At 66.5% G+C, this 15,774-nt stretch carries 11 protein-coding genes; 1 reads left to right on the forward strand and 10 read right to left on the reverse strand.

Annotation, left to right across the window (positions count from 1 at the left end; all coding sequences use genetic code 11):
* Window positions 1-83: 83 nt before the first annotated feature.
* The 4 genes from HW837_RS43720 to HW837_RS43735 all read right to left on the reverse strand — a co-directional run bounded on the left by HW837_RS43720 (window position 84) and on the right by HW837_RS43735 (window position 3,396).
* Window positions 84-347 (reverse strand): hypothetical protein, encoded by a 264-nt coding sequence (locus HW837_RS43720; RefSeq protein WP_193382791.1) that lies wholly within the window; start codon window positions 345-347, stop codon window positions 84-86.
* Between the two features lie 135 nt (window positions 348-482).
* The gene (locus tag HW837_RS43725) at window positions 483-1,670 is read right to left on the reverse strand and encodes an amidohydrolase family protein (RefSeq protein ID WP_193382790.1); all 1,188 of its coding nucleotides are present in this window, start codon (window positions 1,668-1,670) and stop codon (window positions 483-485) included.
* A gap of 25 nt (window positions 1,671-1,695) precedes the next feature.
* Window positions 1,696-2,811: an MAB_1171c family putative transporter gene (locus HW837_RS43730; RefSeq protein ID WP_193382789.1), complete on the reverse strand. Its 1,116-nt coding sequence runs from the start codon at window positions 2,809-2,811 to the stop codon at window positions 1,696-1,698.
* Between the two features lie 3 nt (window positions 2,812-2,814).
* The gene (locus HW837_RS43735; protein ID WP_319703491.1) at window positions 2,815-3,396 is read right to left on the reverse strand and encodes a hypothetical protein; all 582 of its coding nucleotides are present in this window, start codon (window positions 3,394-3,396) and stop codon (window positions 2,815-2,817) included.
* A gap of 638 nt (window positions 3,397-4,034) precedes the next feature.
* Between HW837_RS43735 and HW837_RS43740 the strand changes: the two genes are divergently transcribed.
* On the forward strand, window positions 4,035-4,475 hold the full coding sequence (locus HW837_RS43740; RefSeq protein WP_193382787.1) for a TIGR03618 family F420-dependent PPOX class oxidoreductase: 441 nt from the start codon (window positions 4,035-4,037) through the stop codon (window positions 4,473-4,475).
* Between the two features lie 119 nt (window positions 4,476-4,594).
* On the opposite strand, the gene HW837_RS43745 is transcribed toward HW837_RS43740, so the two are convergent.
* The 6 genes from HW837_RS43745 to HW837_RS49835 all read right to left on the reverse strand — a co-directional run bounded on the left by HW837_RS43745 (window position 4,595) and on the right by HW837_RS49835 (window position 15,730).
* On the reverse strand, window positions 4,595-7,573 hold the full coding sequence (locus tag HW837_RS43745; protein ID WP_193382786.1) for an RNaseH domain-containing protein: 2,979 nt from the start codon (window positions 7,571-7,573) through the stop codon (window positions 4,595-4,597).
* A 93-nt stretch (window positions 7,574-7,666) separates the two neighbouring features.
* The gene (locus HW837_RS43750) at window positions 7,667-10,966 is read right to left on the reverse strand and encodes a hypothetical protein (RefSeq protein WP_313895667.1); all 3,300 of its coding nucleotides are present in this window, start codon (window positions 10,964-10,966) and stop codon (window positions 7,667-7,669) included.
* Window positions 10,963-12,216 (reverse strand): restriction endonuclease-related protein, encoded by a 1,254-nt coding sequence (locus tag HW837_RS43755; RefSeq protein ID WP_313895666.1) that lies wholly within the window; start codon window positions 12,214-12,216, stop codon window positions 10,963-10,965. Before HW837_RS43755 ends, HW837_RS43750 begins: the two co-directional genes overlap by 4 nt.
* Before the next feature lie 51 nt (window positions 12,217-12,267).
* A complete protein-coding gene (locus HW837_RS43760; protein ID WP_193382785.1) occupies window positions 12,268-13,494 on the reverse strand; it encodes a helix-turn-helix domain-containing protein in 1,227 nt (408 codons plus the stop codon).
* A 146-nt stretch (window positions 13,495-13,640) separates the two neighbouring features.
* Entirely contained in the window at window positions 13,641-15,611 is a 1,971-nt protein-coding gene (locus HW837_RS43765) for an ABC transporter ATP-binding protein (protein ID WP_193382784.1), read from the reverse strand.
* The gene (locus HW837_RS49835; protein WP_269153810.1) at window positions 15,608-15,730 is read right to left on the reverse strand and encodes a hypothetical protein; all 123 of its coding nucleotides are present in this window, start codon (window positions 15,728-15,730) and stop codon (window positions 15,608-15,610) included. The genes HW837_RS43765 and HW837_RS49835 overlap by 4 nt, the downstream gene beginning before the upstream one ends.
* Window positions 15,731-15,774 lie beyond the last annotated feature (44 nt).

Consider the following 15,774-nt stretch of genomic DNA (forward strand, 5'->3'; position numbering starts at 1 on the left):
GCGGTCGTCTACCGGCGCACGCCGGTCGGAGAACACAGTCTCGAAGGTGCAGAAGCGCCTACTCGCCGCCTGAAGACGCCCGCCTAGTCGTCGTTCGGCAGGTACCACCCGTGCTCGCGATGCCTGGGCTCTGGTGGGTTCGGGTTCTCGCGGGCATAGGCCTCGTTTGCACGGCGCGTCATCTCTTCGTCGTAGCGGTGCAGCTCGTCGTAGAGCTTCGACGACTCGTTGTCATCCCCGCTTGATACGTAACGCTGTCGCAGCGCCTCGCGCTCGTCTTCGAGTTCCGCGTCGGACAGCGGGCGGAGGCTACCGAGGCCACGCGCGATGGAGTCGAAGATGCCCATGCGTTGATGTTGTCACACCGGGGGCTACAGCCCTGCCGTTGTCCGCCAATACCGCCTCGAAGGTGCGCGAAAACGCCCGGCTCGCGGCCGGCCGCCGGGATCACCGCGCCGGAAGGCCCCATCCACAACTCTTGACTATTGCTCCTCGCGCGGCTCGTGCCGCTGCCCTGCGGCCACCACCGTCCGGACCGCCTTCAACGCGGTGAGATCCTCAAGGGGATCTCCGTCGACCACCAGCAGGTCCGCCCGGAACCCGGGAGCGATTCGCCCCGTCGTATCGCCCAGCCCCAGCGCGCCAGCTGCGTCGGCGGTCGCCATATCGAGGATCTTGCTGTTCGGCAGACCCAGGTGCGCGTAGAACGACAGGGCAGGCACCAGTCCGTCGAACCCTGCGCGCTGGACTCCGGCGTCGGTTCCGGCGATGAGCTTGGCGCCGGCCTCCGCCATCTGCCGTACGAGGTCGAACATGGCAGCCGCCCGCTCCTCGCCGAAGAAGCGGGGGAGCATCTGCCAGTGAGGGCTGACGGCAGGGCAGACGGCGATGCCACGGTCGATGATCTGCTCCAGGACGTCCTGACGAAGGTCGAAGCCATCGTTCGTCATCCACGTGCAGTGCTCGATCGTGTCGACGCCCGCTTCCACGGCCGCGGTGATGCCGTCCGTGCCGTGCGCGTGTGCGGCCACTGGCATGCCGGCCTTGTGGGCCTCGTCCACCAAGGCCTGGAGTTCCTCCGGGGTGAACTGGCTCTGCCAGCTCTTCGGCCCGTCCTTGGTCAGACCGCCTCCTGTGACCATTGCCTTGATCACTCCGGCACCCGCCGTGACGTTGCGCCGTACGAGGTCGCGGACCTCGGCGACGCCGGAGACCTCGCCCCCGAGGAAGTGGCAGTGCCCGCCGGGTGGGGTCGCGGGCGTGCCCGCCGAGACGATCCGCGGGCCCGGAGTAATGCCGCGGGCGATCTCCTCGTCCAGGCGGAGGGCGAGGCCGTTGCGATCGCCGAGGTCCCGGGTCGTCGTCACCCCACTGTGCAGGAGCTGCTCCGCACGGCGCCGCATGTCCGTCAGCAGGGTCTCGTCGCTGGACTCGTGGAGCGTGGCCACGGGGTCCGCGCCTCCGTCGAACGCGAGGTGGACATGCGCGTCGATAAGACCAGGCACGATCGTGCCCTCGGGGAACGCGAGGCGCACCACGTCCTGACCTGCCTGCTCAGCGACCTGCGCGCGCGGCCCCACCGCAGTGATCGAATCACCCTCGACGAGAATGGCACCGTCGTCCAGGTACGTCCCGGAGCCGACGAGGACTCGGCCTGCGGTGATGAGCATCTGGTCTCTCCTTGATCTTCGCTGGTCAGGCGGACAGGCGCAGTGCGTCCGACACGGCGATCAGTTGGCGGGCGTCTGCTTCCCGGTCGGCCTCCTTGGGCACCGCCAGCGGTACCGCCGGACGAGGCACAAGGGCTCCCTTTCCGATCGTGTCCACAGCGTGCCGAAGGCGGTCCGCCAGCACGGCCGGGGGCAGATCGAGCACTTCGATGCCCTCCGACGCGTCGGCCAGGTGCGGGCTGACATCGACCAGTCCGTCACGGCACTCCACTATCCGTCGGTGGTAGCGGCGGTGCACGCCGCGCGCCCGCCACCGGTCCCACAGCCCGGACGAAGCGGGCCGCAACACGTTCTCGGGATATGCCTCGGCGAGCAGCTGCCACAGCGGAGCCAGCCGACGGTGGTCACGACGGCGCCGCATCCAGAGCCGCGCCGACGTCACCCTCGAGCGGGCCCCCGGATAGGTGACGCCCACGAAGAAGAGCAGGATGGACACCACGAGCAGGAACGCGACACCTGCCATGAGCGGCTGTGGCACGGTCCCGCCGCTCCACCGGATGGCGACGAAGACCGCTCGGACAGCGCAGGCCACCGCCATCGTGCTGAGGCCGACTGCGGCCATCCACAGACCCGTGGCGTGCGGTCGCCGTGACATGCGGGCATAGCGTCGGGTCCAGCGGCCGGCGGCGCCGAGGGCGTACATGAGGTACAGGCCGGCGCCGCCGTAGAAGAAGGCGATCTGCGGAATCGTCATGTCCGCCGTGCTGAAGGAGCCGGCGAACACGTTGTGCGGGACCGACAGCGCGGCGACCGTGATCGCCACTGCCACGGCTGCCACAAGGAGGGCTTCCCGCCTGGCGCGGAGCCGACCGGCCTGCCCGTCAGCCGAGTACAGGTAGAAGCACATCAGGAAGTAGACCGTCAGCAGAAGCAGCACGTTCTGCACCAGCTTCGCGGTGCCGTGCCCGGCCACGGTGTCGACGCCCGAGGCACCGCCAGGCATGGCCAGGGGATACGACAGCGCCGCGCTCAGCAGGCACAACGTGACGGAACGAAGCGGCGCGTCATGAGGCGCTCGCGACCACTGGTACAACTTCCACACAACGGCGACCGCGAGGCCCAGGAGGATCACTTCGGTCACGGGTCACAGCCACCCTCGCCGGTCACCCAGCGCCGCCTGAACCCGTCGAACGGAGGGATCCTCGGAGAGCGGGGTGACGTGATCAAGCACCGACGACCACTCCAGGATGATCGTGGCCGCGAGTTCGACAGCACACTCTTCCCCGTCGTCGTACGAACACCGGCGGGCCACACGCCGGATCAGGGCGGGATCAAGCACCGGGATCATCGTGGCCCAGCCTTCGACGAAGTCGTCCGGAGCTTCCTGCCCCTCCTCGACCGGCTCGTCCTCGGCCACGATGATGTGGAACGCCTCGTGCAGGATGATGTGGTCCTGATGCAGGGGGGTCGTTTCCTGCTGGTAGAGGACCACGTCCATCTGCGGCATGTCGACCCACAGCCCCGATGGTCCGGGTTTCTCCAGTGGGAAAGGCCGCAGGACAACCGGGCGCCCACGCCTCTCGCCGAGCGCCCGGCACAACTCCTTCACGTCCAGCGGCGGCTGTATGCCGAGACTCTGAAGCTCTCGCCGTAGTCGGCGGTGCAGGTCTCGCTCCACCGTTCGCTTCGGAGCGGTACGCCACCGTCCCAACCGCCTGCGGCTCACTCCCTCCTCCGCAGGAGCCTTGGGCTGAGCTGCGTCGCGGTCACTTCTTCCAGGCCACATCGGTGATCCCTCCGTACCAGCCGTGGATGACTCCGAGACGGAGCCGGGCGACGGCCGCGCCGTTTCGACCATGTCCAGTCCCCGCTGCACCACGCAGCCGAGGTGCTCCGGGGAGCGAGAGCAGTACGCGGCCCTTGCCGCGAACACCCCGATCCTTGGACCACACGAGTGCGCGCCCAAGATTCACCTGGTGCCGAACGTCGCTAGCGTGAACAGTCGATGACACGTCGCAAAGCGTCCGCAGCAGGCTTTGGGAACAGCATCGGAGACTACGCGAAGCCCACACCAAGACCTGACTGAAAAGCGCCCCTCAACTGCGACCCAACAAATCGCACCAAAATAACGCACGTGACTGTAGATCATGCTTTTGAACTGGCAGTTCTCAGGGATGACGCGCCCACGCCAAGTGCACCGGGAGACCTCAGGTTCGTTACCAATCCGAGATATTTTTACTGCTTACAAATCGGCCATTTAGTAATGGAAGGCAGTGAAATCCCCATTCCACGCAGCAGACGACGAGCTGTGGCCATGGCCACTTTCGGCCAGTCGGGACGTGATTCGCGATTACGCTTCCAGCCATGCGCACCGAGATGCAGAGCCAGGAAAATGGCTACGTGGAGTTCTGGAGCGAGTACCATCTGTGCACCCTGACGACGCTCCGGCCTGATGGCCGCCCCCACGTCGTGCCGGTTGGAGTCACCGTGGACGTCGACGCCGGTATCGCTCGGGTTATCACCCGCAAATCAAGCAGGAAAGTCGCCAACGTTCAGGCAGCGCTCCCCGGCAAGGCACGCGTCGCCGTCTGCCAAGTGGACGGAGGACGCTGGGCAACGCTGGAGGGCACGGCCGAAGTCCGCATGCACCCAGCCGCAGTAGAGGATGCTGTGGCGCGCTACGGGAAGCGGTACGGGCGGACGCCTTCTCCGGATCCGGAGCGCGTGGTCATCGAGATCACGATCGACCGGGCCATGGGGCAGGTGAGCTCCTCCCAACCGGGGAACGCCAGAGCTGCCGCCTAGTTCTGCCGCATGCTCCAACCCATCCCCTCACCTGCAGGTCGGAGTCCCTTCACGACCATGCACGAGCGCGCCCGTGCCCCGATGCGGGACACGGGCTGCCGTGTGTCAATGCCTGGCGTCTACGCGTCGATGCCGTTGGCTGCGTTCAGGATCTCGACGCTCTCGGGGTCCTTCGGCGCCGAGCGTCGGTACTGGGGGTGGCCGAGGTCCATCTGGAGCGCCGCGTGGAGCGGAGCGGGGTATCGGGTCCGATCTGACCAGGAGATGGCCTGGTGGCTGAGCCGGGCCGCGGCGACGGCCAGGATTTCCCGGTCGTAGCCTTTCCGCGTGTACATGGGGGTGATCTCGCGCGTGGTCATGCTGTACCACGGCGAGTTCAGTTCGTTCTCCCTGCGCTCATCGGCGTTCTTCGACGCCTTGCCCGGGTCGGCACGCCAGCGGGTCTTCCACTGTCCGTGGCGCTTCTTGCCGTAGTTGCGGGGCACGGTGAACAGGAACCAGGGGTGGCCTTCGGGCCGGTCCTCCGGGTAATGTAGGTCGCTTGAGGTCTTGAGGGTGACGGTCTTGCCGTTCTTCTGTTTCTCGGTGACGGAGACCAGTCGCGGCATCTCTGCCTGCATGCAGTTCATCCGAAGGATGCTGACGGGGTTCCAGGAAAGAGGAAGCCCGGTTCCGGGAAGCCACAGGCGGGGGTCGTCGGTGTCCTTGCTGAGGCCCTGCTTCTTGTTCTGGAGGCCAGGCCATACGCGGCGGCATGCGTGGCCGTCGATCATCAGGGCATACGGGAGTCCGTCTAGTTCGTCGTGAAGGTCCTTGAGAGCCTCTTGGACGTCTTCGCCAGCCTGTGCCCAGCGCTGGAAATCGCTGTCCCCGTCCTCCGTGTGAAGGGGGTAGTTGGCGGCGTGAAAGTTGCTCTGTGCCAAAGCGTAGTGCTCCCACTCCGGGTGGATGTTGCTCCAGCCGAGCATGCGCCAGGGGCCGCCGGGTTCCCGGGAGGGGATGATCGCGCTGGCGCAGATGATCCTCTTTGGCTCGCCCTTGAACCTGCGATCGGTGGCCTGCTTGCGGATGTGGATACCGACGAACGCCATGCGGGGCAGCGGGTAGGGGTCGTCGTCAGGGTAAAGGGCTCGTTCGAAGCGGTCGTCCACGACTCCGCACGACCGGTAGAGATCCAGCAGGCCCATGTAGACGCGGTGGTCCTCAAAGGCCTTCTTGGGCCTCTTGACGATGCTGAAGGTCTTGGTGAAGGGGTCGTACACGCGGCCGACGAGGAACTGGGACGGCACCGTGACCTTGGCCAGTTCGCGCACGACCTGGTGCTTGGCGTCGCTTTCCTCAAGGGCCTTCTTCACGTCGGCGGGCTTCATTCCCTCGTGCTCTTCGCCTCGCACGGGGATCTCGGTCTCGCACCAGGCGGCGAGAAGAACGCCGGGCTCCGCGAACCGGCTGGTGATCTTTTCTGTGTCCGAGGCCCGCTGGGTAGCGGGACCGTGTGCCAGAAGCTCCTCGGCGTTGCAGAAGACGGCCTCGATGCCAGGCGCGAGGGGGACGGATTCACCGTCGATGGGGTCGAGTTCGTCCGGGTCGAGGCCGTAGGGGTGGGCCATGCCGTGGATCATCCGCATCCGGGTCTCGTCCCGGTACCACAAGCACAGGATGCGCAGGGTCTTGTACCCGGCCGTCTCGATTGAGCGACGGATGCTCTCGGGCGAGGGCTTGCCGACGAGATCGACGTACTCGCCGTTCTCCTTCTTCCGCGTCTTGTCCCTGCCCTCGGCGGAGGTGGCCGGCTCATGGGCTCGCTTGCCGAAGATGTTCCCCTTCGACTTCAGCTCAAGGGCGGACACCTTGTCACCAAGAGCACGACCGATGTGCTCCTGGAGCAGCGCCAGGTGGTGGGTGCCTGCGCCGGTGCCGACGGCGAAGGAGTCCGTCTTCGGCATCGTGGGCCGGATCGTTCCGGGCGGTGGCGTCAGGATGTCGATCCTTTTGCCGTTCTCGTCCCGGACGTTGAGCAGGCTTCGCTCGTGGGTGACGCGTTCCTCGATGGCGTTGAGCGAGGTCCTGTCGGCGTCCATCTTCGCCAGGATCTCCAAGGCGTGCCTGTTCGTCTGACGCAGGCCACGCCCGTCCAACGACAGGGAGAGCAGCGGCCGGTCCTTCCCCTGGTCCACCAGGACGGTGCTGGAGTGGATCACGGTGTTGTTGACACGGCGGATGTGCGCGTTCAGGTTCAGGACGGGGTTGGGCTCGGCCGTGTAGGTGGCCATCTTGACCGACAGGCGGGAGAGCGCGTACTGGACCTGCGCCCGGGTGGGGTTCTCAGGCCTGGCCTTGACCGCATCACCGAGGTCCACCGGATGGGCAAGACCGGCGAAGACCGGACCGATGGGGTTGTCCCATGCGATCAGATCACCGTTGCTGACAGGCCGGTAGTCCAACGATGCGACGTTCCCTGAGGGCTGCCAGTCGACGGTCCTATGCTTGGTCTCACCGTTCTTGCCCTCGTACTCTTCGAGGACCGGCTCCATCTCCCGGTCCTGGAACGACACGGAAGCCAGCTTCTTGGCGATGTGCCACCTCACCGCCTCGTAGGCCCAACTGTCGGGGCTGGCGGGCTTACCGTCGTCCTTGGGCAGGATGTTGTCGGCGAGGCTCAGGCGTTGGGGAATTGTGTCCGCGATGCGCTTGGCCAGGTCGGGGACGTCCCTCAAAGGGATCTCGTCCACAGGAACCTTGCGGACGATTCCTTCCAGGTAGGCGAAGACATCCCTGAGGATCTCGGGCTTCACGGGGTTGAGCGTCACCATGAACGCCAGGTGCTTGTCCAGGTAGACATAACCGTCAGTGATCTGCTGGAGAACGGTGACGGCGATGGAGTACGGAACGAGGAACGGGTCTGATTCCTGTTCGTTCTTGATCCATTTGCTGTTCTGTGCGGCCGTACCCCTCAGATCCCTCCACGCCTTGCGTGTAGGCGAGTGATAGTCCCCGAAGTTCCAGACCATGGCGGTCATGCCGTGCAGGAGTTCCCTGGTGCACCTGATCGAGGTGGTGCGTGCGGTGAGATCCCGCTGGTTGTTGCTTCGCCCCATTGGGCGTTACCTCGTCTTTCTGGTTTCTCTCCCCGGGCAGAGGGAAGCGGTCGCAACTCCGTCTCGAAAAGGCGGAGACTGGCAGTGGGTGGTTCAAATCATGTCGCGGTCGAGACCCGCATAGGTCAGGAATGCCTGAAGTGCTTGACCGTAGAGCTCGTTCATGATCTCGAGCTGCTCTGGATTCCAGTCGGCGTAGATCTGTTTGATGATCGTGGCCAGGTCCGAACTGAACTTCTTGTCGTGGATGGAGTGGTCCACGATGTGGAGGGTCATGTCGGTCTCGCCACGGCGGGCTCGGCCGGCGAGTTGGATGAGCAGCACGAGCATGCCTGCCACGAGCTCCTTGCGGAGGTCGTGGTCCATGTTGGAGAACCGGGCCGGCGAACGAAGGATCTTGGACAGCTGCTTCCATGAGGCTTCGCTGGCCTTCTGCAGGACTGGAAGGGGCTCATCACAACCCTCTACGGGAAGGGTGTTGACTCCGGCGGCGTTGACGCTCGCATGCATCCAGTCGGTGTCCTCGATGCTAAGCACGGGGCGAACGCACAGGTAGATGTCGCGGACCGCCGAGCGGGTACCGACCACGATGTTCAGGCCTCGCCCGATGACGGCGAGAGGGGCGATCAGGATCTCGCCGCGGCCAGGGAACTCCTTCAGCTCCTCCCGGACCATCCTGTCCACGTGGGCGGGGAGATGCTCCTCGTAGTTCTGCTTCTCCGGTTTCTTCACCAGCAGGCAGACCCGGTGATTCAGGCCGTCGGCCTGCGCCACCCCCGATGCGAGGTAGGCGGCCTGCTCGTAGGAGTTGACTGCGAGGATGACGCGGGCCCGCTCCGGTTCCTGCTTCTCCAGTCGGACGAGGCGCTTGGCAAGTTGCTGCTCGTACAGGCCCCTACCGAGGTCGCGGAGAGCGTTGGGTTTCAGTTCGGGCGGGAGTCCTCCGATCCTCATGGCGTCGCCGTTGCGGCCTCGAACCGGGGTGGGGACGGTGACGATGGACTCGGGGCGGGTGTCGGGCAGCCACCAGCGCACGGGGGCATGGATGTGCTCCTGTACGGCCTGAGGAAGGTAGGCGGTCGCGGACAGGCCCATGACCGGTCGCTGCACTCCGGCAGTCAGCAGGGCGGTGAGGCCGCCGAGTTCGGAGACGAAGGTGTGCGGGTCGCCACCGAAGGAACGGGAGAGGAGTTCCGCCTCCTTCTCCTTGTTGTCCATTCCCTTCACCTGGTAGCCGTGGATGGACCGGCCCAGCATCGCCAGGGGGTAAAGGGTGGCAACCGTACTGCTGCGCATGGTTTCGAGGATCTTGCGGACTGACCCGAGGTCCAGGTAACGCAGGGTCTGTGCCCGCTCGCGCAGACTGTCCAGCGCAGCGTCGAGTTCCCGGAGCACAGTACGAGTGACCAGTAGGTTCACCACCGCTGACCGCTTGTACGCATCCGGCACGATGCCTGCCAGGAGCTTGCGCATCTCCTCGCGCGTGTCGGTGAGATGGTCTTGGCCCCGCTGGGCGGTAAGCACTGTCAGGGCTGTCTGGACGGCCTCCCAGTCGGCTCCCTCGGGGAGTTCGGTCTCCTCATAAAACTCGGACTCATGCCGGTGGGCGGGCATGACCTCTTCGAGAAGGGCGAAGAGGTCCGGGGGGATGTCCTCGCCGGCCGTCTGGTCGGGGAAGAGGAGCTGGAGGATTTCGCGGTCCCGGGAGCGGGCCAGGCGCCAGCCGGTGTTGTCGCGGCTGGCTCCGTCGGGGTTGTCCGTCTCGTTGCCCGGGTTCAGCTTCAACCCGCTGCCGGAGCAGAGCCACAGCAGCAGCATCTCGGCCATCAGGCGGGCGTGGCTGACCGGAGACACCAGGTCCATCTCGTGGACGATGGGAAGGTTCTTGGCGTCCTGGTCGATCTCCCGAAGAGCAGTCGTCCGCTTCCGAGACGCCAAGGTGATCTCCGAGGTGCAGCGGCTGACGGCGGCCGTCTGGAAGGCGTCGATCTCGTCGATCAGCATCACGTCGCAGGCCCTCAGCGTCATCTCCAGCACGCTCATGCCCCTCGTACCGCGTGCCTTGCCACGGAACTCCTGCCCGTCCAGCACGACACCGATGCGGGTACGGCCTTCCAGCAGGTTCGCGTGGTTGGTGACGACCACGGCCGCGTCGGCTGCCCGGTAGAACTGCTGGAACTTGCCGCACACAGGGGCGAAGGAGCAGGTGTGCCGGGTGGATCCGGTGGCGGCGGAGGTCAGCGACGTGCAATTCTCCTCGCCGTGCGGGTACAGGTTCGGTGGGTCCATGAGGGCCCGCTGCGCGCAGCCGGCCGACAGGAGCCCGATGTCGGTCCTGGCACGACGATCCCACTGATCGATCTGGGTGGAGGGGCTGAGGGCGGCGTAGTCCATGGCCCGGCGGTACATGCTCGTCGGCGACATCAGCGGAGTGCAGTGAGCGGGCTCGGGGAGATGTCTCTCCCTGTGCAGGTAAGCCAGGTCGTTGTTGATGTCCCAGGCCATGTCGAGGGTTGCGCGGACGTCGGTGACCGCGAGGGCGATCCGGACGTCGTTCAGCGCCGCCCAGGACGCCATGACCCGCACCAGGACCGTCTTGCCGCTTCCCGTCGGGGCGTTGAGGACCTGGAGGTCCCCCGAGGACAGGTCGAGTTCCGTCAGCGCGCCGTCGGTGGTCTTCATGCCCTTGAAGAAGCGCTTCAGGGTCTTGTGGAGGTAGGCGACGCTCTTGTCCCGGCCGCTGAGGATCTTGGCAACCTTCAGGAGTCCCTTCACCGTCGGTGCCACACGGTCGCGCTGCGGACGAGTCCTCACCTGTGGCAGAGCCTCGTGACCGGGCGCTTCAAGGAAGCCGGGGGTCTCCTGGATGTAGATGTCACGGCTGGTCGTGCCGTGCTCCTTGCCCAGGTAGGCGGTTCTCGTCCTATGCGTGCCGGGACCGACGAACGCCTGCGCCTTGGGGCGCTTGCCGAAGGTGAAGAAGGGGCCGACAACACGCCGCGCATAGTCGAGGCAGTTCCCTCCCACCCGGGGAATCACGGCATCGGCCGTTTCGGGTTCCCTGGTCGGCAGTCGCAGCGAACCACCTGTCCTGTCGGCCATGTCGGCATCGGGAGCGAAGGCTCCGAGCAACGCGAGGGCCGCCGCCTTGAGCTTCTTCGGGTCCGTCCACTCCGGCGACATCAGGACCATCACCTGACGGATGACGTTCCTCTCGGCCACCGGCAGCCTCGCCCATTCCGACCACGCCCGCGGCTTGCGGTGGGCGAAGAAGGAAGCCTCTTCGAAGCCGGCCAGCACCCGGCCCTCGTCGTCCTTGCGCGGAAAGTAGTGCGCCGCCAGTGCAAGTGCCCCCGCCAGGCCGGCTTCCCGACCCGTCATCTCCCCGCTCACGCCCGACCCTCCTTGACTCCCGTGATGACCATCTCGACGTAGTCGGTAGCGGTCATCGCCGCCTTCATCCCGTGCATGCGGCACACCATGTCGAGCTGGGCCACCTGCTCCTGGCGGTGGTCGGGCACCACCAGGTACTCCGCTCCTCCTCGGTCACCACCGTCCATGTGGAGTTTGCTGACCAGGTGGTTCACCCACGTGTAGTCCTTGAAGTCGGCAGGGAACGCCGGTTTCTCGCTGTCCGGTTGGGTGATCCAGTGATCGCACTGGTCTCCGTTGGGCCACAGGTGTGACGTCCAGGCCGTGCCTTCAAGGTCCGCTGAGACAGCACGGTGAAGAGCGAGTTCAGGCAGGCCAGGGACGACGGTGTAGCGCCACACCGGCCGCACCAACGCCACGTACTCCTCGACCGGCTGAGCCTCCGGCAGCTGCGGAACAGCCCCGGTCCACAGTGCAGCGAAGCGTCCGGACGGGACTCTGCACCCAAACGTCGGACTCAGGGTGGGTGCCGACTTCTTCCGAGTGGTCACGACGAACTCGTAGGACGCCCCGGTCTCTTCGTGCCAGGGGTACAGACACCGCACCCTGCCCTGGATGCGTGCACCGGAACGGGTGGCTGCCACCTTCATCGGCCACTTGCAGGCGGGACAAGGCCACCACCAACCGTTGTACTGCGCGTATTGGGAGATCGGCTTGTAGAAGTCGTTCGCCCGGGACGGCAGCTTGAGGTCAGGGAGGCTTCCCTTCGGGACCGTCGGGTTCTCCACCAGCGTGGTGCGGTGCCTCTCGTAGAAGGGGCCTTTGATCGCGCTGAAGACGGCTTCCTGGCTGTACTCGTCATCCAGCTTGGGTTTCGTCACCTGGCCGCTGAACTTGCCGACCTTCTGGGCGGCCCGCATGACGCGCTGGGCTTCGTGCCGGAAGTCGAACCCGTCCTCGGTGGCGACTCCCTCACTGTCCATCAGCCGCACGCCGGCGAGAGCCCGGGTGTCGATCCAGTCCGGCAGCAGCCCCTCCAGGGAGCCTGCCCGGTCACCGGTGAGCCTCCCCAGCAGTTCCTCGAAGCGGATCAGATGCCCGGGGCCGCACGCCGCCATCAGGATCCCGTGGGCCTCGATGAGCCGGTCCAGACGCTTCGGGCCGTCCAGCTCCTCGCTGGCCATCGCGTGCTCACACACGGCGAACGCCTTGACGATTTCCAGCAGGGCATGTGTCTGCTGAATGCCTGTCGTGTCATCAGCTTGCTTCACGAGCCGGAACCCTACGACAGGGCACTGACAGTGGCCCTTCCCCCGAAGACCTTAATCGAAAACATCTTCGAGCCCCTGGGTGTCGATACCGGGGTACAGGGCACGGTAGGCGTCGAGGTGGTCGGTGATGTGGCGCCGACCGGAGTCGGTGAGAAGCCACCGGTACGGCCCGTGGGCCACTCCGTCCGGGTGCCGAAGGACGATGAAGCCCCTGCTCGGGGTACGCCCGTCGGGGCTCTGCCCCACCGCGAGGTAGTGCGGTCCACGTCCGGCGAGACTGCCGTCCACTCCCTGTGCCCCAGCGCGTGCGACACGGACCATGATCTTCCACAACCACGGCGACAGTAGCGGCGCCGGCGGTCCGGCTTCGCGGGAGACACCCAGCGCTGTGCGGGTCACCGCCCTGCCACGCCGGGTCATTTCAACCCTGGTGCGGGGCACGTCCCCCAGTCCGTCGAGATGTACCCGGTCCCGGTACACGCGGATCAGGCCCCGTCGTTCCAGAGCGGCCACAGAAGACCCGGCTCCCGGATCATGCACCCCGGCCTCGCGCAGCCGCTCCTGAATGCGGGTGTAGCCGACGACGTCGGACGGGACGGAGAGGGCGAGTGTCATGCGCCGCCACTCGACTGCTGGCTGGCGCCGCGCTCCCGCGTAGCGGTTCTGCCGCTGCTCCGCCTCGGCCTCCTGGTCCTGCTGGAAGATGCAGGTCAGGTAGGTGCGCTGTCGATCGTTGAGAGCCTGCCAGGCGGTCATCGCCTCCTCGGACGGCCGTCGCGGCTGTCGCTCGGGAAGTACCGGGAGGGGGTCCTCCGGGCGGCTGCGGTGCCAGGCGTCCATCACCACCCGGACGGGAACCCCGTAGACCTGGGCCAGCATGCACGCCACCTGCCCCAGGGATTCGGGCGAGCGCCACATCCAGCCGCGTACGTGACGGCCGCGTTCCAGGTCCCGGATCTTCTCGGCGCTGAGATGCAGACCCTGTGCGCCCCGCTTACGCCGCAGAACTGAGGCGGTCTCTTCCGTGCTGATGCCCGCGACACGGCGCAGGTCCGCGAGAGTCTCGGTGCCTGGCTCGTTGCCCGTCAACTCCCGAGCATCACAGCGCAAGACCTCCAGCAGCCGTCCGAAAGCCCGGTCGCCTACGGCCCGTGCTCCCGTCTCCCAGTGGCGCACGGCACGTGACGTGACACCGACGGCCGCAGCGAGCTCTTCCACGCTCATGTCCCTGAACAGTCGCTGGCGTACCAGGGCCTGGGGGGAGATGGACTGCGCCATGCCCCTAGCAAATCGCAGTGAACAGTTCACTGCAACTGATTTCTCGTCCGGGCTGCCAGCAGAGCCGCTGCACCAGACGCCTGAAGACGTATGCGTTCGCCGTCGATCAACCCGACCTCGCGGAACTCTCCATCCGCACCGCGTGCTCAGAACAGGGCAGACTGATTTGGTTCGACGTGCTCGTCCGAGTCGGTCTGGGCAGGTACGCGCCCTGTGCGCTCGTTCTGCAGATCCCACAGTTCACGGAACAAACCGTCCTGTTGAGCGAGCAGCTCCTCGGGGGTGCCGTGCTGGATGACCCGGCCTTTGTCCAAAACGACGATGCGGTCGGCGATGGTCACGTTGGTGAGCCTGTGCGTGACCAGGACGACGGCGCGGTCGGCGGCGAGCCGGCGCAGCCCGGTGAAGATGCGGTGCTCGGCCCTTGGGTCGAGGGCCGCGGTCGGTTCGTCCAGGACGAGCAGTCCGGCCGGCCGATGGAAGGCGCGGGCGAGCGCGATCCTCTGCCATTGTCCGCCGGACAGTTCCTGCCCACCCCACCATTCCTTGGCCAACAGCGTGTTCAGCCCGCTGCGCAACCCGTCGATGACCTCGTCGGCGCCTGCGGCATGCGCCGCGGCGAGCACCGCGGCGTCCCCTTCCTCGGTGGCCTGGCCGAGGGTGATGTTCTCCCGCGCCGACAGAGGCCAGTTCGCGTAGGACTGTGGTACGACGGCGACACGCTCCCAGGTGGCGTGCGCGTCCAGGTCCCTGGTGTCGGTTCCGTCCCAGGAGACCGCTCCTTGATCTGGCAGGTACAGAGCCGAGAGGATCTTGCTGAGGGTGGTCTTGCCTGAGCCGTTCTCGCCCACCAGCGCGACGACTTCGCCGCGCCGGACCTCCAAGGAGACGTCGTCGAGGGCGGGACGGTCGGCGCTCGGGTACTGGAAGGTGATGCTCTCGGCGCGTACGACGGTTGGGGCGACCGGCGCCTGAGAGCCGCGGTCGATGCGGTGTCCTCCGGCTTCGTCGATGAAGTCCGCCCAGTCGTCCAAGTACATTCCGGTGCGGAAGAGCTGGGCTCCGTAGCCGACGACCCCGTCCAGTCCCGCGCTGACGCGGCCCAATGCGAGGAACGCGGTGCCGAGGGCGGCGACCGAGATCTGCCCGGCGGACACCAGCAGCGCCAGGGCCACCCACACCACCGCGTGGGCGAGACCTCCCGCTGCCCCGCCCACCAGGGAGATCCTGGCCGAGCGCCAGGTGGCCTGGTCGGTGGTCCTGTCGATCCGCGCTCCGGCCGTGCGGTATTTGTCGAGCAGGAACGACGCCATGGTGCCGGACCGGACCTGGTCGGCGATCTGCTTGTCGACCAGGTACCAGCGCAGCATGCCCAGCAGCCGCCGGTCCTTGGTCGTGGCGAGCGAGGCGATGTAGCTGATGCGCGCCGCACGCACGCTGGCCACGCCCTTCGGCAAGGCTGCCAGGAGGAGGAGCGGCAGAAGGATCGGGTGCACTGCGGTCAGGACAAACGCTGAGGCGATCAGCGATGCCGTTGCGGCAAGGATGTACTGCGCTTGGGTGAGGAGGTCCCTGGAGACTTCCACTCCCCGGTCGGCCGCGTCCCAGCGGTCGTTGTATCCGGGGTTGTCGTACGCGGCCAGTTCCGCCTTGGTCGCCGCGTCGAGGAGCTCGAGTTCGGCCTCCCGGGCAATGCGCGGGGCCAGCCGTGACGACAGGGCGGTGGAGGCGATACTCAGCAGGGCACGCAGACCGATGGCCCCCGACAGGACGACAAGGGAAGGTACGGCGGAGCGGAGCTGGTCGCCGTTGATGTGCTGTGACGCGATCAGCGGCTTGATCACCCCGGTGGTGGCCATCAGCCCGAACGCTTCCAGCACCCCCGAGAGGAGCTGCACGCCGAGCAGGGCGATGACTGCGGCGCGGTCGACCTGCCAGCCCAGTGCGAGGGACCGGCGGATCAGTTGGGGCAGACGCCGGGCCATCGCACGGGTCGAGATCGCGTTGGCGGCCTCGATACGGCGGTCGCCGGGGATGACGAACTTCAGTTCCTCATCCGAGACCTCCGCCTCGCCGGTCGGCGCGGTTGTCGCGGTGGGCTTCGGGATGGTTGTCATCGGCTCCAGCCCTCCGCCGACACGCGGTGCCGGGCCAGGGAGGTCGTACGGAATCCCAGCGGATCACGCTGTTCGCGGATGAGTGCGAGGTGCAGGCCGATCACCGTTTGATACGCCAAGACGTCCCCCTGTATGCCGTTCGTGGTTGAGGCTGTCGCTCGTC

Source organism: Streptomyces caniscabiei (assembly GCF_014930365.1).
GTDB classification, from domain to species: Bacteria; Actinomycetota; Actinomycetes; order Streptomycetales; family Streptomycetaceae; genus Streptomyces; species Streptomyces caniscabiei.